Source organism: Citrobacter sp. MGH106 (assembly GCF_001037495.1).
Taxonomy (GTDB): Bacteria; Pseudomonadota; Gammaproteobacteria; order Enterobacterales; family Enterobacteriaceae; genus Citrobacter; species Citrobacter murliniae.
Window position 1 is genome coordinate 680,723 of the sequence record NZ_KQ089822.1, and the last position, 21,061, is coordinate 701,783.

A 21,061-nucleotide genomic window follows, 5' to 3' on the forward strand; every position below is an offset into this window, starting at 1 on the left:
CAGATAAATTTTATGCAAACGACCATTGATTTACCAATGCCACTGCCATAAATAAAACGCTATTGGTGGCGTCTGGTAAGGTAAAAATTCCTGTATTTCACCATGCACTTATATGATATTTTTTTAAGTATGGCTAAAAAGCTAAACCGGTTTATCTTGGTATCATAAACAATATAGTTGCCAGTGAAATTTAATGTATGTACCCCTTCGCTTTGGTTGATGCTGGCGTTTATTTGTACAACCAGACTCTCATCAAATGTGGCAGCGTCAAGAGTGTTTAACTCTTTGATATAGACTGACTTTCCATAAGTCTCTGGCGTACACTCCTGGGTGAGGATGTACATTTTATTATTTATACAGTGTGGCGAACCCGCTCCCCGATGGTGTTGATTACATACGTGTAATGCTGGCGTTATTTTCTGCCATGGCCCATTTACCTCCGCGGCTGTATGAATCGTTAACTCATCATCCATCGTGGTGGATAAAAGATAGAGATTCCCATTGTGCGAACAAAGAACATTATCTGTTAATGCGATGTCAGACAGTAATACTTTTACTTGCTGCCAGCGTACGGGGAAATCTATGGACTGGAATAAGATAACTTCTTTTCTTTCGGAGGACTCAGGGATCATGAAGAGTTGAACATGACTGTAAAATAAAAAAGGGAATGATAAATGACACTTTAGGTTATCAAAACCTTCGAGTTTTACATCATCAAGCTCAACCAAATTAGCATCAAGTATGCGACATCGTAATATTCCTTTAGAATTACGAAAACTTAATGCTTCATAAAAAACATACACTTTATTGTCCCTTTCAATAATGAAAGGATCGGCCTGGAAGGTATATTTTTTTTTGAGTTGTTGTCCCTTGGTGTTAGTAAGGATGTCCAGCGTATTGGTGGGGAATGTATGAGGGCCGTCATTTTTAATGATCACAGTGTCCCACGACTCATGAAAGAATAACATATTAATAAGTCTGTTATTTTTCGTTCGCATTCGCAACTGCTCCTTTTTATCGCTTAATTTGCTGCTGGTTCCAATACGGCTACACTCATCGCCAGTGTAAAAGCTAGTAGCAACAGTGATTTTTGTCCACTAGCAGAGATAGTGGGGGGAGGTATGACGTTGCCAGAGCATCCCTGCTCCAGTTGAGGATTTATTCGAAATGTACCTGCGGATTATCTGCCAGCGAAACAAAGGCTTTGCTGTTTTTATCCAGAGTACGGATTTCGCCGCTTTCAATGTCGTACACCCAGCCGTGCAGACGCAGTGCATTATTACGTAGCCCAACAGCAACGGAAGGATGCGTTTTAATATTGTTCAACTGAGCGATAACGTTCTCTTCTACCATCGCGTTAACTTTATCGGTTTCGTTATCCCAGGTTTTTTTATCGACCACCGCTTTAGCGGCATCGGCATAGTGCAGCCAGTGGGCGACCGCAGGCATCGGATCCAGGCACTGACTTTCGGCAATGGCTTTCATCGCGCCGCAATTGGAGTGGCCACAGATAACGATATCCGTCACGCCTAATGCGACAACCGCGTATTCGATAGTCGCAGATACCCCACCTGGCTCCGGGCCAAAGGAAGGCACGATATTACCGGCGTTGCGGATAACAAAAAGCTGCCCTGGCTCTTGCTGTGTGACGAGTTCTGGTACCAGGCGACTGTCTGAGCAGGAGATGAAAAGCGCTTTAGGATTCTGGCTGGATGCCAGGCTGCGGAAGAGTTCCTTACGTTGAGGGAAAATCTCTTTTTGGAAGTTGAGGAAGCCCTCAATGATATGTTGCATAGCAGTGTCTCTTTTCTCTGTTTAAGCAGGTTATGATGAAGATCACACTTTCCAGTTTAACACCAGCAGACAGAAGAGAAAGACTTTATAGCCGTTAAACCAATATCTTTGGGTAATAAATGGCAGGTATTTACCTTGTAAGGCCAATGGTTGCCCCATCGCTGCAGGGCAACATAATATCGATAGCGGACAGCGAAAAAGTACGCTGATAAGCTCAAGATTAGCTTGCGTAGCGCCTTTGGTAAGCCGCTTTTAGCCTGTTCATCGCTTCCACCAAAACGGCGCGTGGACAGCCAACGTTTAATCGCATGTGTCCCTCTCCGCCTGGGCCATACTGTGCGCCAGGAGAAAGACCCAGTCGGGCTTCATGAACAAAAAATGAAGCGAGCTGCTTATCGCTGAGTTCCATTTTTTCAGCATTAAGAAAAAGCAGATAGGATGCACCACCATAGGTAACTGATATTAAAGGACAGTTTTTCTCTATTTCGCTTTTTACAAACGCGACGTTATCAGACAGATAAGTTAATAAATTTTGGTGCCAGTTAGCGCAGTGAGTATAGGCGCTATAAATGGCTGCCTGCTGTAATGAATTTGTCTCTGCAAGATAACAATTATCGAGAAAACCATAAAACTGACTGCGCAGCTCATCATTTTTAATAATTGCTATCCCGCCCTGGATTGCCGCGGTATTGAAGGTCTTGCTGATCGAAGTCAATACGATTGATTTAGCGTTGAGACCTTCATCAATGGTAAAAAACGGGTAATGTTGCTTACCCGGTAAGGTTAAATCACCGTGGACTTCATCCGATACAACGATAACGCCAGCCTCCTGGCAATAGAGGCTAATTTTCTCAAGCGTTTCCCGCCTCCATATCATCCCGCCGGGATTATGTGGTGAAGGAAAAAGAAACATTTTGCACTGTTTTAGCTTCTCACGGAAATCATGCCAGTCAAATTTATAGCCCCCATTCATCTCGACCAGGCGTGTCTGGATCAGGTTTCTGCCGCTGGTCTTTACAAGATTTGGATAAGGGTCATATATTGGGGTACAGGTCAATATATTATCGCCCAAACGGGTGAGCGCCATCAGAGATAACACAATCGTTTTAATGACCCCTGGGACGAAATGCACCCAGTGTTGTTTGATGTCGGTGTCATACTGTTTCGCATACCAGTGGATAACCGCTTCCTTCCAGTGCGGATAATCCAGGTTATATCCCTGAACGGGTTGTTCAACCACAGCATGTAGCGTATTCATAATCGGCTCTGGAGTGACAAAATCCATATCTGCAATCCATAGCGGCAATACATCATGAGTGCCAAACATCTGTTGTAATTGCCCGTATTTACGGCAACTATCATCCCTTATGACAATATCGTCAAACAAAGACATTGTTAACTCCTGGTCAGTCTCTATAAATTATTATTTAAACAATGAAATATAAATGCAGAATATTTATATGCATATAATCTGCATGTCAGCTAAATATCGAATAGTTAACCCTGGTGAATATCGATATTGATTTTTTAATTAGCCGGTGATTTTTGCTCGGCCATATTCTCAGCGACATTGTCTGGCTCGTATTTAGCAATGCCGATACCTGTCGCCGCCCACAGTAGTGCGAAGATGACGCCGCTGTAGCATAAGATTGCCCACGGCAAATAATCGAGGGTGGCGACTCCGAGCATAGTTGCACAATAAACGCCGGAAGCAGACCACGGAATAATAGGTTCGACGACCGTCCCGGCATCTTCGGTGGTTCGCGAAAGATTCTTTGCGGCAAGTCCCCGTTTTTTATACTCGTCTTTAAATGCATCGCCACATAACAGCAGCGGTAAGGTACCATTTGCCGTGCAGGCACAGATGGTGAATGTCGTAACAATAGTTGTGGCAACCAGACGGAATGTGGATTTAACGCCTTTTGTCAGTGCGTTAATCACGGTATGCAGAGAACCTGTTGCGCTCATGGCACCGGCAAAACTAAAGGCGCTGAAAACAGTCACAAAGCTACTAAACATAGAAATTGCGCCACCTCTCTCCAGCAAGCGAGAGACATCAGATGATAGTGCCGGAAGGGCATCTCCTGTGAGCATAGCGAGCTTAAAGCCGCTGACTACGGATTCACCAACAGAGGATGCCGTGAATGCCTGAAAGACTAATGCCAGAATCATCGAGACTAAGGTCGACAGAAATAACATGGGAATAGGTGGTTTCTTTGATAATGAACCGTATAAAACAATAATCGGCGGTAGCAGCAACAGAATATTAAAGTGATAAATCTGGCCGATAGAGCTCATTAAATTAGTGATATTTTCTGGAGCACTGCTGGTTGCATCAATACCCATCCCCATATAACTGTAAACGACACAGCAGATAATAAATCCAGGTCCTGTGGTCCATAGCAGATGGCCGATATGTGAGTACAGGTTTACACCGGCAGCCAGTGCCGCCATATTGGTTGAATCAGAGACCGGCGAGAGTTTATCGCCGAACCAGCACCCCGAAACAATGGCTCCGGCAGCAACCGGGAGTGAAACATTGAGGCCGATCGCCACGCCAATCATGGCAATCCCTACGGTACCGATAGATCCCCAGGACGTACCGGTGCAGACAGAGATCAGTGCTCCCAGCATAAAAGCGGAAATATAGAAATATTGCGGATTAATCCACTTCAGACCGTAATAGATCATCATAGGGATAGTTCCTGACACCATCCATGAGCCAATTAAAAAACCGATACTGGCGACAATCAATATTACAGGTAGCGCTTCCGATATTTTATTACAAATGGATTTTAGAATGTCATCCCAGGTGTAGCCATGAGCGATAGCAATAAATGAGGCGGTCGCTGTCCCCATCAGGATCATAGGTTCTGCGCGAATACCAAATATAAAATACCCGATACTAATTCCGCTCAGCATTACCACCATTGGTAATACTGACCATAAGAAAGATAATGGTTTTCTGTTGCGTGAGGTACAGCTATTCTGTTGCATAATTCCATCCCAATCGTTAATGGCTGAACGAATCAAATAAATACCTGCTACAGGTCATTCAATTATTGAATGACATAGTGGCTAGTGTTTCCGGAAAAACGCTATTTTTATTAACTGTATCGGGTTCTCTATTTTGATCGTGACTCTGATGTTCATATCCCGGTAGTAATATAAGCGGCGGTTTTGCTAATAAATTATCCCTCCACATAGGGTTGATGATTTCGCCGTTGTTGGCTGAGTTTACGGTACTGTTGCGGCGGCATACCGACATATTTATGAAATGAGCTGTAAAAACGACTGCTGGAGCGGAAACCCGCAAGCATGGCAATATCGAGTATTGTCTTATCAGTATCACTGAGTAACGCTCGCACGTGGTTGATGCGCATCGCGGTAATATACTGTTTCATGGTTAGTTGCATCACCCGATGAAATATACCCATCGCGTAGTTTGGATTGAGTTTAACGTGCTCGGCTATGGCATCGACTGTGAGCAGTTTGTCACAGTTGGCGGCGATAAACTCAAGCATCTGGCTGACGTAAAACTGTGAATGCCGCGAAATACTGTTCTTCTGGGTTCGTGATGTTTTATGACCCAGTACAGGCTTCCAGCCTGAAAGACTAAAGCGCTTGGGCATTAGGGCAATTTCATCAATGGCCAACTGGCGAATCTGCTCGTTATCGCTGTTGAGTTCGTTCTGCCAGCGCTGAACTTCAAAAGCGCTGAGTTGCTGTGAGGCTAACGAGGTAATAACCATCCCGTGTGTCACATGGTTAATCAGTTCACGATCCAGAGGCCAGGACAAAAACAGATGCATGGGTAAATTGAAGATTGCCATTTGCTTACAGTGCCCGGCATCTGTGAGTTGATGAGGCGTACAGGCCCAGAATAGCGTGATATAACCCTGTTTGCTGCGTACCACTTCGTCATTAAACAGGTATTCCACATCGCCATCAAATGGCACATTGACCTCAACCTGACCATGCCAGTGGCTGTAGGTCATCGCCAGCGGCGCCCGCAACTCGACATCCATCCGCTGATACTCTGAATAGAGAGCCAGTGGGCTGCGAGTCTTTTTTTCATAACTGCGGCACATGTGAGGGTCATGTGGCAGCTGCGGGATACTTTTTGCCATTATAGGTTGCGTTCCTGGATTGTGAGACTGACCGAGTAGTAGCGCCAAAGCATGAACATAGCTTAACTGAAAAAAAACACCGTTTTCTCTCCGTTTTCGCGAAGTTATTCCCAAAAACTCAGATCCTCAGTCTGTTACTCGAAGATCTGAGTTATCGGGAATCGCAGAATTTAACCTGGCAATATTGCAAATGATCTGCGCGGGGAAAGCCACTCCCTCCTGTACCTCTATGTTGAATCTGCTTCCATATTATCCCAGGTATTAATGATGTGTTTGATTAACATTCAATAACAGTCTGAAGACAAAAGGTCACGATGTGTGATGAGATATGTTTTTCATTTGGCGCAATAATTGTTATGTCGCTGAAAATATGATTGTCAGAATCACCTGAATTATCAGGAAGTTATTTTTCCTGCTTTGTCCAGCCGATGTCTAATAGTTCTGATAGGGATCACAACCGCCAGTCAAACCGGTTGGATTGTGCAAGTGTCATCTCCATTATGTGCATTTTCTTAACAAGGATTACGTTTTATGAACAGTCGGCCTCTCCTCGCCTTAACTTTCATTGGCCTGTTATGGGGCGTGGGAACATCACAAGGACAAGCAAAAGAGTGGGAAAAGGAGCCTGTAGCGGTATTACAGCAGGGCGCCGGGGAGGGGGATGTAGATGCGCAGTACTGTCTCGGAATACGGTATTTCGAAGGTCAGGGGGTTGCCCGGGATGATAAGCAAGCCGTTGAGTGGCTTACCCGCGCAGCTGAGCAAGGGAACTTCGATGCGCGCTATTTTCTTGCCTTAGTCTATTTTGATGGCGAAGGGAGGCGCTGGTATGACGAAACGGTTATCGACTGGTTTAACAAACAGGCCGAACAAGGAAATAAGAAGGCGGTTGAGTGGCTAAGTATTGCTGCCGAACGGGGAAACTATCATGCGATAGAGTGGTTACACCGGGCTGTTGAGAAAGGGAATCCTGACGCGCAGCATTTTCTTGAAAGTAAGAAGTCACTGTTAGATGGCTACAACACAGTTCAGTCATTGAGCAAAGCGGCTGAGCAAGGGGATGCCAGAGCGCAGGGCCTGCTCGGTCGAAAATACCTGGAAGGTGATGGCGTGGGTATGGATAACAACAAAGCTTTCGCATTGTTTAATCAGGCTGCCAGCCACGGAGATACTCTGGCTCAGAGCATGCTGGGGGCCATGTATTACCTTGGTGAAGGTGTCGGTGTGGCGCAGGATCACAAGAAAGCGTTTGAGTTATTTAATCAAGCAGCTCCCCACGGTGATGTGCTGGCTCAGGGTATGCTCGGCATGATGTATTCAAAGGGTGAGGGAACGGCACAGGACGATAAGAAAGCCGTCGAGTGGTATGAACAGGCCGCCGCACAGGGAGATGCTGGCTCTTACAAGGAGCTTGGGTTGATGTACTTAGAAGGTAAAGGTGTTGCCCAGGATGACAAGAAAGCTGTTGAACAATTTGATCAGGCTGCCAGAAAGGGCAACGCGGAAGCGCAGGGAATGCTGGGAAGGATGTACCTCGAGGGGAAAGGCGTCGATAAAGACTATGCGCAAGCCTATATCTGGAATGCTGTGGCCGTAGCTAATGGGAACTTTAATGCGCAGACTGGGCTTGATATTACCCGGGAGAACCTGACTCCAACAGCTCTAAAGGAAGCGGACTCGAAGGCGAGGAAATATTTCGAGCAGTATCGATATCAGCCGAAAATGTAGCCCAGTCTGGATTAACAAAAGCCCGTAGAGCACGGGCTTTTATAAAGAGTTTGGATCGCGGATTCACAAACCGTAGAGCTTAACTTTCCTATAGCGTGGCGATAATTTCTCAAGAACGGAAATGCGATCGACGGGACGGGCAATGAAGCCAGAACTGCCGACTGATTAAGGCCGTATTGTGGCAATCGGTCAAATTCACATAGGCGTAAATAAACAGGATATTGATGCGACGAGAAAAGTTGTGTGTCCTGGGTTTATTATTATTCACTTTTATTATGTTTATTGGTTGATTAATGATGCCTATAAATATATTTCTGTTGTGTTTTTTTGTTTCATATATGAAGGTGAGTTTATTTAAATGTAAAGTAAAATATTTTAGAGAAAAAATCAGGAGGTTATAATGAAATGAATGTTAAATGCAGTGATAATTTTACCCTAATCAGGTTGGTTCTGGCTGTTGGTGTACTACTTGTACATAATGGAGGTATTACAAATTCAGATGTGTTAAAGCCGATCCTGTCTTACCTTAGTGGTGATGTGATTGTTGAATGCTTCTTTGTGATAAGCGGCTATCTGATAGTAAAAAGCTACATGAGGAATCAGCGTGGTTTTTTCTACAGGCGTGCTCTAAGATTACTTCCTGCATATTATTTTTGTCTTTCTTTTATTGTTTTTTGTGCCTGTGTAGTTGCGATGTATAGTGTCGGAGAAAATTTTTGTAACCTTGATTTATTAAAGTATATTGTGGCAAATGCAATATTTATGAACTTTCTGCATCCGGCTTTGCCCGGTATATTTGTCGATAATCCATTAACTGCTGTCAATGGTTCATTGTGGACGCTTAAAACGGAAATCATCCTGTACTTATCTGTGCCGATCTTTTTTTATATATACGTGCGGAATAAAATGCTCGCTTTTACTTTGGTCTGTTTGGTTTCTGTCCCGTGGCTGTTTTACTTCCGGTGCATCAGTGATTCACCTAATGCCAGGATGATGTCGTTACAGTTTGTCGGTATGGCGGCATATTTTTTCGGCGGTGCATTGTTTGCTATTGTTAAAAATTTTATAAAACTCATCCCACCAATTGCGGTGGTTTCTGCTATTTGTTATATGCTGGCGGAAGGGAAAGAGTTGAGGTTTTTGAGTGAATATTTTCTTGTTGTATCCTCTGTGCTTTTTTGTTGTTTGAATATCCCTTTGGGATTCAATTTTGAAAAAATAGGGGATTTTTCATATGGTATCTATCTGTATAACTTCCCTGTAATCCAGCTTCTTTATTCTTTAGGGTTATATAATACGCATCCATATTTATCATTCGGGTTGTCATTGATACTGACTTTTTTTGTGGCAAGTGGGTCGTGGTATTTAGTAGAAAGGCGGTTTTTGCAGTTAAAGTCAAGGGTCAGATAATATGAAATATAGATTAGCAGTCGCTCATTAAAAACGAACGACTGGTTTATAAACCTGGCGTCAACGTATAAACCCGCCTTTTGATGAGTTAAGAAGAACAGGGGTATTTTTCAACCAATGCCTCAGCAACTATCATTGCTGGGGGATTATTTCTTTCTTCTGGTTTGTTTTTAAGCCAGTTGCCTACGGTATCAAAAACCTGGTTTATATCGAATGTATCCGAAATACAAATCTCTTTCTCAGCCGTCAGAACTGTTGCTATTCCTCTTACATATCCTGAAAATGCGGCTGGAGCGGATTGTTGGTAAATAGTGTTATGATCCTTTTTATAAAGCTGATAACCCTCGAGAAGATAACTGCTATTAAATTTGTCAGGAATTTCAGCGTGTGACACTAATGGTATAAATAAATTGAATGCCAGAATAAACCTGGTGACAGTGTTCATGTGGTTACTTTTCTTAAAAAATGACACTCATCTCAGCACGATGCAGTGAAACGGTTAGGAATTAATCAATTCATTTTAAAGTAACATGCCGATTAATTGCGAGTCCAGAAAAGAATGAATCTTATTTTGGATTTTTGGTTGTTGAAATTTAAAATATCGCTCCGGGTCTCTTCTCGCGTTCCGTAGATCATTTTATGTATCCGTTCACGCTTCAGTAACAAGAATAAGTTTTTCGCAACTGTGTTGTCGTAACATCTAAAACGGCGACTGATGTAGCCTTCCAGCCTATGTGATTTCAGGTGCAAGTTGGAAAGTATTGATTTTGGCTTCTAACGAACAGCGGAGTTGTTCTTGCTGATCAATTTGTTTCGCCAGAAAAGTGCTGGACTCCGCCCGAAAGCCCCGCGCATCGCCATCGTAGAAAACGTGATTCGTTTCCCCGAATCAGGCAGATTCGATTTCTTTTACGGAGAGTGATTTGTCTGACCATTGCCGGGTTTCCGTAGTTTTAGGCCCCTCAAAAACAATAGAGCTTTTCGTTGGGCCTATCAATGGGCCTAAAAGGTTCGGATTTAATTAGTTGGCATCAGACTTCGCGGGACAAATTGAGGGCACAAAAAAGCCCGCAGGGCTTGCGCCGTGCGGGCTCTTAGGACTTCATCGGATGACTCTGGTAATCACCGATGGAGAATTTTGGGCTGGCGGAGTCTGAATAAATTAATCAACACGTTAAATATAAAGAATTTTTCCGTATTCAACTTTCAGGTGTGTACCTAAACGTGTACCAATTAAAGGATCTCAGGTTCAACAACCTTGCTCCAGCGGAGACGGCTAATGGACTTGAATTTTGCTATGCCTAGCTGATTTCGCTCATTTCTAGACTTTGACCCCGGAGCTTGAAGAGCTGCGACTACTACATCTCGTGATGCTTCATACATGGCAAAAGCATCATAATTTTCATCAAGCAAAACTAAAAGAACAGAATCAAATGGCTTAGATATATCAATAGCACCAATTCTCGCAGAGACTTTTTTAGGATCAGGCATATATCGACCTTTGATTTGAACTCTATATTCTTTCCCGTCCAAAATCTCAGTCGCATCGTATCCGGACTGACGTGCTGAACATAGTGACAACCCGAGAAGAGTTGCAGCTTCATGTTCAGCTATTTCTCCAGTGATTCCGAGAGGCTTATTGGTTAATTTGTAATACCTTAGCGCCACATCTTTAGCTTCATTTAGTATGTTTAAAATTTTTTCATGGTTTTCTTGAAGCAAAGTAGTCCCCATAAAATTCCCTTTTGCTTAACACGTTACGAATTAACGTGCTGTCTTGGTGAGGCTTTCAGCTAACTTGGATCTTTCCATAAAGTATGGAGAGCTACATCATACTCAAAAAAAGTTTTTTTGCATTTAACTGTTCACACTGTTCACCATGCTTATTTTCTATTTTAAATCATAAAGATAAATGGTGATGAGTTGGTGAAGAGTGAACAGTCGACTCTTCACCTTTGTGATTTTTTCTCGCTCTGGATGCGCCCGGTCAGGCGATGTGGTGGAGGGATAAAAAGTTTTTTCAGGTTTTACTGTTCACACTGTTCACCTCTGGTTTTTTATCAATAATTTCATGGTGATACAGGGTGAATATACGGTGAAGGGTGAACAGTGGATTGTTCACCCTGTGATAATGGTCAGAAAGAAAAAGACCGGCTGTTGCCGGTCTGAGGTTGGTTATGTCGCAGTGGGGTCGTCGCATTTTGGCAGCCAGTCGCCGTAACTTTCCTCTTTCAGCGACAGATTGGTTTGTATCCCCTGCTTGGTGTGCCGCTTCTCATAATTCAGGCCGTACTCTTTCAGCATCATGGGCAGCCCCAGCCCGAACATTTTCAGGCTGAGCACGTTCCTGTAGCCGTTAGCCTCCATATAGGCCAGATACGCGTGATAGAGATATTTACGATAATTACGCGGGATGATGCTGGCATTCCCCATAAACATCCCGTTGGTCTGCGGAAGCATTTCCAGATAGCCGCAAAAATCAAATGTCGGGTCTGCATCGCGCTTAATGTTGAGCGCCTCATCGGAATTCTGCTGCGACTGGAGCAGTGCGCGGGCGGTCATCGGGTCGCTGAATTTCTGCATAAGCTGGCGCACGATGACGGCCAGCTCGCGCGCAATTTTATCCCTGAGCTGCGGGTCGCGTTCCTCCGGGGCAATCTGTTCCGGGAAGTGAATAATCACCCGGCGGCGTGACACACCGCCGCTGCGGTCGGTGAAGCGCATCGGGTTGTTGTTCACGGCCAGAATCACCGCCGGAATATGTGTTGAGTACGGATTCTGGTATTTCGGGTCAACCGAGACCGCATCGCCGCCGGTGATGGCCTTGAGTCCTGCGCCGTCACCGCTCCATTTTTCCTGGTCTGGCAGACGTATCAGCGAGAAGCCAATCAGGGAGGCACGCTTGCGCGGGTCTTCCAGTGTGTCGATATCGGCTGACGTGGCGTTATCTTCCCCGGCGAGCAGGGTCGCGATTTCGGCCAGAATACTTTTGCCGCTCCCGCCGGGACCGGTGACTTCGAGAAAGAGCTGCCAGTCGTAACGGTTCGCCAGCACCATAAACAACGCAGCGAGTATCACGTCGCGTTTTTGTGGATTTTTACCGGCCGCACGGTCGAGCCAGCGCCAGAAGTTCGGCGCGTGAGTCTCCAGCGTTTCCCCGCCCACCGGTGGGGTAAAATCCACGTCGCACAGCGTGCGCAGCCAGTGCGATTTGTGGTGCGGGCTGAATACGCCGCTTTGGGTATCGAGTACCCCGTTGCGAAAACCAATCAGACGGCGCGCTGGTGTATCCTGCTGCGGAATAATCAGTTTCAGGGTCTCCACCACCGAGGCAATTTTCCCGGACGAGAACGGGGCGCGTAAGCGCTGGAATAAATCAGCCACATTCCGTGAAAAAGTGGCGGCAGGGATATTTTTCCAGATGCCGTTTTCATAGCGGGACAGGAGCTGGCCGTTCGCATCCACCGCCAGCGCTTCGCCGTAATGCTCATGGACCCGCAAAGCCTTGTCGCTGGCGCTCATGGCGGTAAATTCTGCCTCGCTCATGGTGTCGAACGGACTTTGCGCCGGTGGCCGGATGGCGTCATAAATGGCTTTGCGCGTGGCTTCCTCGCCGTACTGTATAAACGCATCATTCCAGTCACCGAACACCGGCGGCAGGGCAACAACGCCCTCACAGGCGTCTGCGGCCGCAGCGGCTTTACTCTGGCCGTCGCCGTTAAGGTCACGGTCGGCGGCGAGGACAATCTGACAGGTCGGATATTTCTGACGGGCAAGGCTCGCCAGAGAAAGGAGGTTCACGGAGGACAGCGCCACCATGACGGTTTCCCCGGTCAGGTGATGCACGGTGAGTGCGGTCGCATACCCCTCTGCAATCCACAGGCGTTTTCCGGCCTGTTTTTTCCCTTCGATGACATGACATGTCCCTTTGACCTGCCCCCCTTTCAGGGTTCGTTTGAGACCGTCAGCATTGATAAGCTGAAGGTTAACCAGTGCACCGGTATCATCATACAGCGGGACAACCACATCCCCGGCGCGGAACGTCACGCCGCCGGTTTTATGCATGACGGTGAGCGTCAGACATTCCAGAGCGGGGAACCCCTTGCGGGTGAGGTAGGCGTTGCCGGTGGCCGGGCGGGCTTTCTCCATGAGCTTTACGGCCATCGTGGCGGCCGCTTTGCGGTCGGCCTCAGTTTCAGCCTCTGCGACCGCAATCACTTCCGGGGCAACCGGCGGCAGGTTGCCGGTCACGGCATTCACCTTCCCGGCGGCCTCTGACGGGGTCACGCCAAACACTTTTTCTACCAGCTTAAGCCCGTCACCCGCGCCGCACTGATTGCAGAACCACGTCCCGCGCCCCTCTTTATCATCAAAGCGAAAGCGGTCGGAGCCGCCGCATACCGGGCAGGACTGATGGCGGTTTTTAATCACCTTCACACCCAGCGCAGGGAGAATGCGCGGCCAGTGGCCGCACGCCTGTTTTACGGTTTCTGTTACGTTCATTTTCATCGTTATTTTCTCCCTCAGTGCAGTACCGGCGACGTGATATGACGGGCGCAAAGCTCATCCATCACGGCCAGCCCGAGAAAGGACAGCGACGGGGCGGCTTTGAGTGGTCCGGCTTCCATTAAATCTTCCAGCAGGGCACAGGCAATCTGGCGGCCTTTTTCCTCGCCGTGCTGGCGCAGGTAGAAGCCCTCCAGCTCGGCGGCAATGGCGCTTTCCAGCGCGTCGAGGGTGAGGTGCGGGTAGCGGTGCTGGCGTTCGCACAGGGTCAGCCATGCACAGGCCACGGCGCGACGATACAGCGCGGCGCGTAATACGGGTGGTAATGGCTTTTTCATACGTTACCCTCCCCGGTCAGCCACTGCTGATTGCAGCGTTCGACCACGCCGTCGAGCTGGGCGGTCATGAGGTAAATCACGGAGGTGAGCTGTAACTGCTGCGCCGGGTCACGACGAACGGTGGCGCAGTCCTGCACCTGCATCAGGTCGCCGACGAGCTGGCCGACATTGCGCATATGCTCCAGACATTCGAGGTCACGGGCAGTAATGGTGGTGTGTCTCATGCGCGCACCTCCGCAACCGGCAGGCGGCCAGCGAACGAGAGGACGTAATCGCGAACAAGAGAAAGGCGTGCGGCGTGCTCATCACCGGCAACGGTGCGAAGCATACAAATACGGGGTTTACGGTCTGCGCGACGAACAGCGGCAAATACAAAGACAAACTGCGGGTGTGACGGGGTGAGGGTCGTAGCCATAGTGGCAACCTCCATTGAGTAGCGGTTATTGCCACCACCGGAGTTCCTACGCTCATGGGTGGTGACCCGAACGGGGGTAGGAATACCGGCCTCAATGAATACCGGCCAGCCCGAAGGCTGCCCCGCCCGGATCACCATTATCTGACAGGGGCTAAGGTGTAAACACCACAGCCCGAAAAATGGGTGTGCCTGAGCAACGACGTAAAAAAAGACGCATGGCGCGTCCGGTGTCGCCATTGAGTAACTCGGGTTCCTACGCCCGGCTGCCGATTTTGCGACAGCGGGAAAACTATACCTGGAAACGGCGAAAAGAAGCAAGCCAGAAAAAGGGGCTGTTTGCCGAACGGTCATCATCATGCGTCATAGCCCCGGTTACGTTCGGCAATGCGATCCGCCATCCATGCAGTGATTTCAGACTGCGCCCACGCCACGTTTTTGCCGCCGAGGGAGATTTGTTTCGGGAAGGCTTCCCGGCTGATGAGGTCGTAAATGGTCGAGCGGGACAGGCCGCACAGATGCATCACTTCGGGCAGACGGATAAAGCGTTCGTGAACGGTATCAGAAACCGGCATCAGCGGCGCGGCAGGAGCAGAAGACGGGGAAGAAAAAGCGGTGTGCATCGGGCTACCTCACAAAGTCCATACAGTGCCGGTCGTGTCCGTCCGGCTTCGGGTAGCTCTCTATTTTGTGAATATTTTCCCTCAGGGCAACAAGTCATTTTGCAGTGAAATCTCACACAACAAACCGTTAACAGGTGAATGGCAAACAGTGGCAATCTCTGACAATCGTTGGCAATCCTTGATAATTCTTTGGCAAAGCGATGATTACTTTTATTTATATATATATGCTTTTTAATCGCTAAAAAATCTAAGTAACTGACTGGCTGAAAAAACAGGAGGGTGAACAGTGGTGAACAGACGGTGAACAGTCAGATCTTCAACTGTTCACCTCTTAACTCACTGTATTACTTATCTTTTTATTTGAGGTGAACAGTGGTGAATAGTTATAAGTAAAAAAACAAACGGTGAGTAAGGTTTTCCTGCGACCTTCCTCTGGCCAGCCGGTTTTTAAGGTCTGTTTGTGCCAGCACTCTGACAACGGCAATGAATCGTGTTGTTGTGCAGGAGGCGTCAGAATCATTTCAGGTTGAACACACGGAGAGCCTGAACATGAAACCCGAACTCATTATCAAAGCCATGCAGACCGTTATCAGTAAACAGGATGAAGGCGCGGAACAACGCATTGCCGGTGCGCTGGCCGCACTTAACGAAGCAAAAGATGCACACACGGCCAGCATGGGTAAACTCAGCGACATTGAGGCTTCCATTCAGCGTTGTGAGCAGGAACGACAGACCGCGCTCAGTGAAAGTGCACAGGCCGAACAGGACTGGCGCAGCCGCTTTCGAACCCTGCGCGGCAACCTCACTCCTGAACTGAAAGCTGAACACAGTAAACGTATCGCCAGCCGCGAACTGGCTGATGAGTTCACCGGTCTGATTACCGAGCTGGAGAAAGACAAAAGCCACGCCATGCTTGGCGCATGCTCCTCCGGTACTGCTTATATCAGCGCCCATGAAAAAGCGTTCACCACTTACGCCAACAGCGAGTGGAAGAAGGCGCTGACCGGTATCAGCCCCGCACTGTTACGTGCCTTTCTGTTGCGTATACGGTCGCTGGAAATGAGCGGGGAAACCTCGCCGCGTGCGACCGTGACCCGTGAGCTGGGTGATGCCCTGAATATGCAGTCAGCCCTGTATCATTTTGATATGGAGCAGGAGCCGGTCCTGTCCGTAACGGGCATGAATCGCCCGGTCATAACCGGGGTTGATATGGCGCTGTTAAGAAGCCCGGCCAGACGGATGAAGCTTGCCGCTGAACTGGCCGCAAAAGACCACGAACAGGCAGAGGGCTGAATTATGTTTCACTGTCCGTTCTGCAAAAAGACCGCGCACGTCCGTACCAGCCGGTATCTGTCGGAAAACGTCAAACAGCGTTATCACCAGTGTACCAATATCGAATGTTCGGCCACTTTCCGCACCATCGAGTCGGTTGACGGTGTGATACGTGCCGCACCGGAGAAAACCGACCCCGCCCCGGTGACACCACCACCGCCGCGTAAAGTACAGGGCTGCTACAGCTCGCCGTTCCGGCATTAATCAGGAGAGAGACACGTGACCACTGTGACCATACAGCAGGCCTTTGAGGCCTGTCAGACGAACAAAAACACCTGGCTGAAACGTAAAGCCGAACTGGCAGACCTTGAACGGGAATACCGTGAACAGCTCCTTGCCGGTGACGAACAAATTCCGCGCAGAATGCAGGATTTGCGCGACAATATCGACGTGAAAAAGTGGGAAATTAATCAGGCCGCCGGTCACTATATCCGCTCACATGAGGAGGTGCAGCACATCAGTATCCGAAACCGGCTCCATGACTTTATGCAGCAGCACGGCGCGGAGCTGGCCGCCACGCTGGCACCTGAGCTGATGGGATATCACAAACAGCTTCCCGCAGTAAAGCAGAGCGCCATGCAGCACTCGGTTGATTATCTGCGTGAAGCCCTGTCGGTGTGGCTGGCCGCAGGTGAAAAAATTAATTATTCCGCGCAGGACAGCGATATTTTAACGGCCATCGGATTCAGGCCTGATGCGGCTTCGCGGGATGATAATCGCGAGAAATTCACCCCAGCACAGAACCTGATTTACACCCGCCGACGTGCAGAACTGGTCGCACGCTAGCACGCAAAAAAATCCCCGAAAATTCCGCTATTTTTCCCGAAAAAAGCCATGCATCCATAAGGTGCATGGCTTTGCATGCAAATCCCCGTATTTTTTATCCCACGCAACACCAGTACCGGTGCGGCCTGAGGCCGTTCATGCACCTGCATTAAAAGCGACCTCTTAAGCGGGCAGGCGTGGCGGGGAGAGCATTGCGCGGCAGGGTTGGGATATACTATATTTTATTTTCCGCAAATGATAATCTGGATAACAGAATTATTACATTTATTCGGAATGTATATGTCATAAAATCAAGGAGGGAATGAATATATGTCAATTCTTATAAATTCTGTTAGGATTTCAGGTTTTAGAGGTATAAAGGAAATTGAGGTTGAGCTAGGACGTATTGCCGTTTTGTTAGGTACAAACAATGCGGGGAAAACATCCTTCCTAAAATCGTTGCAACTAGCTTTAGGTGATTACCAACGTTACTTTAGTGATGAAGATCTTCATATAGATAGTTCTGGGTTAAAAGTTAATGAAGTTATCGTTGACTTAAAAATAATACCTACGGATGAACATTATAATAAAACAGAAGAGTTTGACGAAAAATGGATTGATGTTTTCGGTGATAATATTGCAGTAGATGCAAATGGACATGAGTTTGTGGCTATTCGTACAAAAGTTCAGCCAGATGAGATAAAAGGTGGGTTTAATACACAACGTTATTATTTGAATGAATGGGGGGAGTTTGAGGGATGGAAAGAGATTGTTGTCAACGAGAGAAGAAAGGTAAGAACAAAAGTTGATGCAATCCCCTATATTTGTATTGAGGCTCAGAGGGATATACATCATGAGCTTAAAGATAAAAGCTCATATATAGGGAAGGTCTTATCATATATTAAATATGAAGATGAAGATGTTACTGCACTTGAAGAAATGATAAGTTCAATAAATGAAACCGCAGTGAGTAGAAGTGAGCCGCTTCAAAGCTTAAAAAATTCACTTCAAGGGTTAAACCAATCATTTCTAGGATCAAGCCACACAGAAATAACTCCTTTCCCTAAAAAAATCCGAGATCTATCAAAGCAATTTACAGTACATTTCGGAGATGAAGAAAACCATTCATTTTCAATGGAATATCATGGCACTGGGACGAGAAGTTGGGCTTCAATGCTTACAGTTCAATCGTTTTTAAGCTTTATGCATGAACGGCATGAGCTCGAAAATAAGGCGCTACATCCAATTGTTGGAGCTGAAGAGCCAGAAGCGCATCTACATCCCAATGCACAAAGAACCTTGTTTAAACAGTTATCATCATCTCAGGGACAAATTATACTGAGTACTCATTCACCATACCTGAGCGCAATGGCTGAGATAGAAGATATAAGATCATTCATAAAGAAAGGTGATGGAGTAACAGTAAATTGTTTGAAGAAAAGAATTGAACATGATGAAAAAAATGCATTAAAAAGGGAGATAATGTTAACCCGTGGTGAGTTGCTTTTCTCTCGAGCCTTAATTTTATGTGAGGGTGTTACAGAAGAACAATTAATACCATCCATGTTTGAATTGTATTTCGGTAGGACGATGTTTAGTGTTGGAGTTAACTGTGTAAGTGTCAGTGGTAAAAATTACCCACCATTCATTAAACTTGCAAGTAATTTAGGTATCCCTGTCTGTATTATTAGTGATAATGATGGTGATACTCATGGTGAGATAAACCGTCAGGTAGCACGTTTAGTTCGTGAAGATGGCCTCGTATTGAATCCTGATTGTTTCTCTTTAGAGTTCCTCAAAGAAACAAATGATATTGAAGCTGAGTTATACAACGAGTTAAATATTCGTGAAGAAATAATTGAATCATTAGTGTTAAGTGAAACCAAAGCTAGTCCTAATGAACGGTATCGAGAAGCCAAGAAAAGAGAAATAGAGGATTTACAAGATAGTGCTATAATTGAAAAAATGCGTGACTCAAAAGCTAGTTATGCAGGGTATTTAGGAGTGATTCTAGCACAGAATGCAAATGGAAAGAGAATTGAGGAGTTACTTCCGGAATCTGTTATTATTGCATTTAATAAAGTTAGGGGATGGCTTGAGCTATGATTGATAATTTATCACAATCTCAAATTGAAGTTGTTAGAGCTCCTATGGGAGGGGCTATACAAGTTCTTGCATCTGCAGGGTCTGGTAAAACAAGAGTGCTTACTGAGAGGGTTAGGTTCATTCTTAATAACTCTGCTAGAGGAAGTGTGGTTGCTTTAACATTCACAAATAAAGCAGCAGATGAAATGCTTGAAAGGTTAGATGATGGCTCAGAAAATCGTGATAGGATTTGGATTGCTACAATTCATTCTGTTGCACAAAGGGTACTCGAAAGTTATGGGTATACTATTGGGTTACCAAAAGAATTACATATATTTGAACGTGACCAAGATCGGATGGAGGTTTTCCTACATTCCTTAAGAGAACAGGGGGTTAATATTGATGAGTACTTAGATGTTGAGGACGTTAGAGAAAAGCGCAATCGTGAAAAAGTTATAAGTCAATATCTTAATGTATTCTCTATTATTAAAAGAGAGCTTTTAACTGAAGATGAAGTAAAGATAAAATTCAGCTCCAATCCGCGTATTTGGAATATTTATCAAGATTATCAGTCTGCTTTATTGGAAAGTGGTGGTGTGGATTTTGATGATATACTTTTATATGCACATAAAATCCTATTAAATCAAGAATCGGTAGCAAGAATATATCAAAAAAAATACGTTGCTTTATTTGTTGATGAAGCACAAGACTTAAATAGAGCTCAGTACGAATTTATAAAGGTTCTCTGCGGTGATAAAATAAAAGATGTCATGATGGTTGGTGATAGTGACCAGATGATCTATGGTTTTAATGGTTCATCATCAGATTATTTTATTAAATCATTCGTGAAAGATTTTACTCCTAAAACTTATTGTTTAAACGAGAACTATAGATCTTCGAAAGCAGTGATTGAATTAGCTAATAAATTAAAACCAAATAGCCAAGTTGGTGTTAATGCTGCTCTTGATGGCTATAAATCTTTTAATGCTTTACCAGATGAAGAATCTGAAGCTATATGGGTTTGTGATAGCATTCAACATATACTGAATTTAAAAAGACATCCAGAAATTGAGGGCGATATTGATTGCTCTAAAATTGTTGTTATAGGTAGAAATAGATTTGTTTTTAAAGCTATGGAAAGTGAGCTTAAAAAAAGAAATATACCTTATTTCCTAAAGCGTAGTGATAGAAATGAATCGCCTGTTTCTCTTATTGGGAAAATAGTCGATCTTGCTATAAGGGTTAAGGTTAATCCAAAGGATTGGGTTGATGGGAAGAGATTGTATAAATTAATCGGTTTAGAATTAAATCCAGAATCAGATGTTACCTACGATATTAGCAAAGTCTATGCTGACATAAAAAAATCATCTAACCTAGATAAAGATTTAATTAGCTTGGTTTTAGCACATATTGATCATATGTCTGTAGACACACCTAATATTTTGAAGTTCTGTTTAGATATTAAATCAGAACTGGTGAGTTTAGGAGCAAATACCAAAGATTCTGCTAAAGAAGATGATATTGCCACAGGGATTAAAGATATAGAGCAGCTTCAATCCATGTGGACACGATTCAAACGTAAAGGCCTCGGTGATAATCTATCCTCATTTAGGAATGCACTTGCTTTGGGTCAGCTTAATGATGATACCTTAAATAATGGGATTATGTTAAGTACTGTTCATACAATGAAAGGACTTGAAAAAGATATAGTTTTCCTTATCGGTATGTGTGAGGGGGTTTTTCCAGATTATCGAGCTAAGAGCAAAGTCGAGCTAGATGAAGAAAGAAATAATGCTTTCGTAGCTATAACAAGATCTCGGCGTTGGATTTTTGTTACTTATCCAGAAAAAAGAATGATGCCTTGGGGGGATTATAAATATCATCCTGCATCAAGATTCTTTCTCGATATGCAGTAAGACACGCAGCATCGTCATTAAA

General features: G+C 45.6%; 19 protein-coding genes and 2 pseudogenes. 7 read left to right on the forward strand and 14 right to left on the reverse strand.

Going from position 1 to position 21,061, the window contains the following annotated elements:
- Positions 1-59 precede the first annotated feature (59 nt).
- From SK36_RS03115 to melR, 5 genes are all read right to left on the reverse strand, one after another.
- Complete coding sequence (locus tag SK36_RS03115; RefSeq protein ID WP_048220723.1) at positions 60-998, reverse strand: glucosamine inositolphosphorylceramide transferase family protein; 939 nt, start codon at positions 996-998, stop codon at positions 60-62.
- Between the two features lie 160 nt (positions 999-1,158).
- On the reverse strand, positions 1,159-1,794 hold the full coding sequence (locus tag SK36_RS03120) for a carbonic anhydrase (RefSeq protein WP_045446462.1): 636 nt from the start codon (positions 1,792-1,794) through the stop codon (positions 1,159-1,161).
- A gap of 220 nt (positions 1,795-2,014) precedes the next feature.
- Positions 2,015-3,187, reverse strand: coding sequence for a MalY/PatB family protein (locus SK36_RS03125; RefSeq protein ID WP_048220724.1), 1,173 nt, complete (start codon positions 3,185-3,187; stop codon positions 2,015-2,017).
- 134 nt (positions 3,188-3,321) lie between these two features.
- Positions 3,322-4,791, reverse strand: coding sequence for a Na+/H+ antiporter NhaC (gene nhaC, locus SK36_RS03130; RefSeq protein ID WP_048222540.1), 1,470 nt, complete (start codon positions 4,789-4,791; stop codon positions 3,322-3,324).
- Positions 4,792-4,985: 194 nt separating this feature from the next.
- Positions 4,986-5,924, reverse strand: a complete 939-nt coding sequence (gene melR, locus SK36_RS03135; protein WP_048220725.1) for a transcriptional regulator MelR — start codon at positions 5,922-5,924, stop codon at positions 4,986-4,988.
- Between the two features lie 531 nt (positions 5,925-6,455).
- Here melR and SK36_RS03140 point away from each other — a divergent pair.
- The gene (locus SK36_RS03140; protein WP_053069220.1) at positions 6,456-7,652 is read left to right on the forward strand and encodes an SEL1-like repeat protein; all 1,197 of its coding nucleotides are present in this window, start codon (positions 6,456-6,458) and stop codon (positions 7,650-7,652) included.
- Between the two features lie 405 nt (positions 7,653-8,057).
- Positions 8,058-9,062, forward strand: coding sequence for an acyltransferase family protein (locus tag SK36_RS03150; RefSeq protein WP_048220727.1), 1,005 nt, complete (start codon positions 8,058-8,060; stop codon positions 9,060-9,062).
- Positions 9,063-9,150: 88 nt separating this feature from the next.
- Here the strand turns inward: SK36_RS03150 and SK36_RS03155 are convergent, their stop codons facing one another.
- The 9 genes and pseudogenes from SK36_RS03155 to SK36_RS03185 all read right to left on the reverse strand — a co-directional run bounded on the left by SK36_RS03155 (position 9,151) and on the right by SK36_RS03185 (position 14,941).
- A complete protein-coding gene (locus SK36_RS03155; RefSeq protein ID WP_048220728.1) occupies positions 9,151-9,507 on the reverse strand; it encodes a Rap1a/Tai family immunity protein in 357 nt (118 codons plus the stop codon).
- Between the two features lie 143 nt (positions 9,508-9,650).
- Positions 9,651-9,806: pseudogene (locus SK36_RS24895) on the reverse strand (IS3 family transposase); the annotation flags it as partial.
- A pseudogene (locus SK36_RS25185) lies at positions 9,802-9,918 on the reverse strand (hypothetical protein); the annotation flags it as partial. The pseudogenes SK36_RS25185 and SK36_RS24895, both read right to left, overlap by 5 nt.
- A 377-nt stretch (positions 9,919-10,295) precedes the next feature.
- Positions 10,296-10,796 (reverse strand): DUF6998 domain-containing protein, encoded by a 501-nt coding sequence (locus SK36_RS03160; RefSeq protein ID WP_000537444.1) that lies wholly within the window; start codon positions 10,794-10,796, stop codon positions 10,296-10,298.
- A 441-nt stretch (positions 10,797-11,237) separates the two neighbouring features.
- Positions 11,238-13,571, reverse strand: a complete 2,334-nt coding sequence (locus SK36_RS03165; RefSeq protein WP_048220729.1) for a primase-helicase zinc-binding domain-containing protein — start codon at positions 13,569-13,571, stop codon at positions 11,238-11,240.
- 14 nt (positions 13,572-13,585) lie between these two features.
- Complete coding sequence (locus SK36_RS03170; RefSeq protein ID WP_000743146.1) at positions 13,586-13,906, reverse strand: DUF5375 domain-containing protein; 321 nt, start codon at positions 13,904-13,906, stop codon at positions 13,586-13,588.
- On the reverse strand, positions 13,903-14,130 hold the full coding sequence (locus SK36_RS03175; protein WP_001216599.1) for a hypothetical protein: 228 nt from the start codon (positions 14,128-14,130) through the stop codon (positions 13,903-13,905). Before SK36_RS03175 ends, SK36_RS03170 begins: the two co-directional genes overlap by 4 nt.
- Positions 14,127-14,678: a host cell division inhibitor Icd-like protein gene (locus tag SK36_RS23270; protein ID WP_010364305.1), complete on the reverse strand. Its 552-nt coding sequence runs from the start codon at positions 14,676-14,678 to the stop codon at positions 14,127-14,129. Before SK36_RS23270 ends, SK36_RS03175 begins: the two co-directional genes overlap by 4 nt.
- Positions 14,675-14,941, reverse strand: coding sequence for a helix-turn-helix transcriptional regulator (locus SK36_RS03185; RefSeq protein WP_000556587.1), 267 nt, complete (start codon positions 14,939-14,941; stop codon positions 14,675-14,677). The genes SK36_RS23270 and SK36_RS03185 overlap by 4 nt, the downstream gene beginning before the upstream one ends.
- Positions 14,942-15,490: 549 nt before the next feature.
- On the opposite strand from SK36_RS03185, the gene SK36_RS03190 reads away from it, so the two are divergent.
- From SK36_RS03190 to SK36_RS03210, 5 genes are all read left to right on the forward strand, one after another.
- A complete protein-coding gene (locus SK36_RS03190) occupies positions 15,491-16,234 on the forward strand; it encodes a hypothetical protein (RefSeq protein WP_001353007.1) in 744 nt (247 codons plus the stop codon).
- A 3-nt stretch (positions 16,235-16,237) separates the two neighbouring features.
- Entirely contained in the window at positions 16,238-16,477 is a 240-nt protein-coding gene (locus tag SK36_RS03195) for an STY4826 family bacteriophage gene regulatory protein (RefSeq protein ID WP_000468231.1), read from the forward strand.
- Between the two features lie 15 nt (positions 16,478-16,492).
- On the forward strand, positions 16,493-17,059 hold the full coding sequence (locus SK36_RS03200) for a phage polarity suppression protein (RefSeq protein WP_048220730.1): 567 nt from the start codon (positions 16,493-16,495) through the stop codon (positions 17,057-17,059).
- Between the two features lie 309 nt (positions 17,060-17,368).
- Complete coding sequence (locus SK36_RS03205; protein ID WP_048220731.1) at positions 17,369-19,144, forward strand: ATP-dependent nuclease; 1,776 nt, start codon at positions 17,369-17,371, stop codon at positions 19,142-19,144.
- Positions 19,141-21,039: an ATP-dependent helicase gene (locus tag SK36_RS03210; RefSeq protein ID WP_000566758.1), complete on the forward strand. Its 1,899-nt coding sequence runs from the start codon at positions 19,141-19,143 to the stop codon at positions 21,037-21,039. The genes SK36_RS03205 and SK36_RS03210 overlap by 4 nt, the downstream gene beginning before the upstream one ends.
- The last annotated feature ends 22 nt before the right edge of the window (positions 21,040-21,061 follow it).

Coding starts and splice junctions, on each gene's coding strand:
- SK36_RS03115 (WP_048220723.1), bottom strand. CDS start 998: ATGCGAACGAAAAATAACAGACTTATTAATATGTTATTCTTTCATGAG.
- SK36_RS03120 (WP_045446462.1), bottom strand. CDS start 1,794: ATGCAACATATCATTGAGGGCTTCCTCAACTTCCAAAAAGAGATTTTC.
- SK36_RS03125 (WP_048220724.1), bottom strand. CDS start 3,187: ATGTCTTTGTTTGACGATATTGTCATAAGGGATGATAGTTGCCGTAAA.
- nhaC (WP_048222540.1), bottom strand. CDS start 4,791: ATGCAACAGAATAGCTGTACCTCACGCAACAGAAAACCATTATCTTTC.
- melR (WP_048220725.1), bottom strand. CDS start 5,924: ATGGCAAAAAGTATCCCGCAGCTGCCACATGACCCTCACATGTGCCGC.
- SK36_RS03140 (WP_053069220.1), top strand. CDS start 6,456: ATGAACAGTCGGCCTCTCCTCGCCTTAACTTTCATTGGCCTGTTATGG.
- SK36_RS03150 (WP_048220727.1), top strand. CDS start 8,058: ATGAATGTTAAATGCAGTGATAATTTTACCCTAATCAGGTTGGTTCTG.
- SK36_RS03155 (WP_048220728.1), bottom strand. CDS start 9,507: ATGAACACTGTCACCAGGTTTATTCTGGCATTCAATTTATTTATACCA.
- SK36_RS03160 (WP_000537444.1), bottom strand. CDS start 10,796: ATGGGGACTACTTTGCTTCAAGAAAACCATGAAAAAATTTTAAACATA.
- SK36_RS03165 (WP_048220729.1), bottom strand. CDS start 13,571: ATGAAAATGAACGTAACAGAAACCGTAAAACAGGCGTGCGGCCACTGG.
- SK36_RS03170 (WP_000743146.1), bottom strand. CDS start 13,906: ATGAAAAAGCCATTACCACCCGTATTACGCGCCGCGCTGTATCGTCGC.
- SK36_RS03175 (WP_001216599.1), bottom strand. CDS start 14,130: ATGAGACACACCACCATTACTGCCCGTGACCTCGAATGTCTGGAGCAT.
- SK36_RS23270 (WP_010364305.1), bottom strand. CDS start 14,678: ATGATGATGACCGTTCGGCAAACAGCCCCTTTTTCTGGCTTGCTTCTT.
- SK36_RS03185 (WP_000556587.1), bottom strand. CDS start 14,941: ATGCACACCGCTTTTTCTTCCCCGTCTTCTGCTCCTGCCGCGCCGCTG.
- SK36_RS03190 (WP_001353007.1), top strand. CDS start 15,491: ATGAAACCCGAACTCATTATCAAAGCCATGCAGACCGTTATCAGTAAA.
- SK36_RS03195 (WP_000468231.1), top strand. CDS start 16,238: ATGTTTCACTGTCCGTTCTGCAAAAAGACCGCGCACGTCCGTACCAGC.
- SK36_RS03205 (WP_048220731.1), top strand. CDS start 17,369: ATGTCAATTCTTATAAATTCTGTTAGGATTTCAGGTTTTAGAGGTATA.
- SK36_RS03210 (WP_000566758.1), top strand. CDS start 19,141: ATGATTGATAATTTATCACAATCTCAAATTGAAGTTGTTAGAGCTCCT.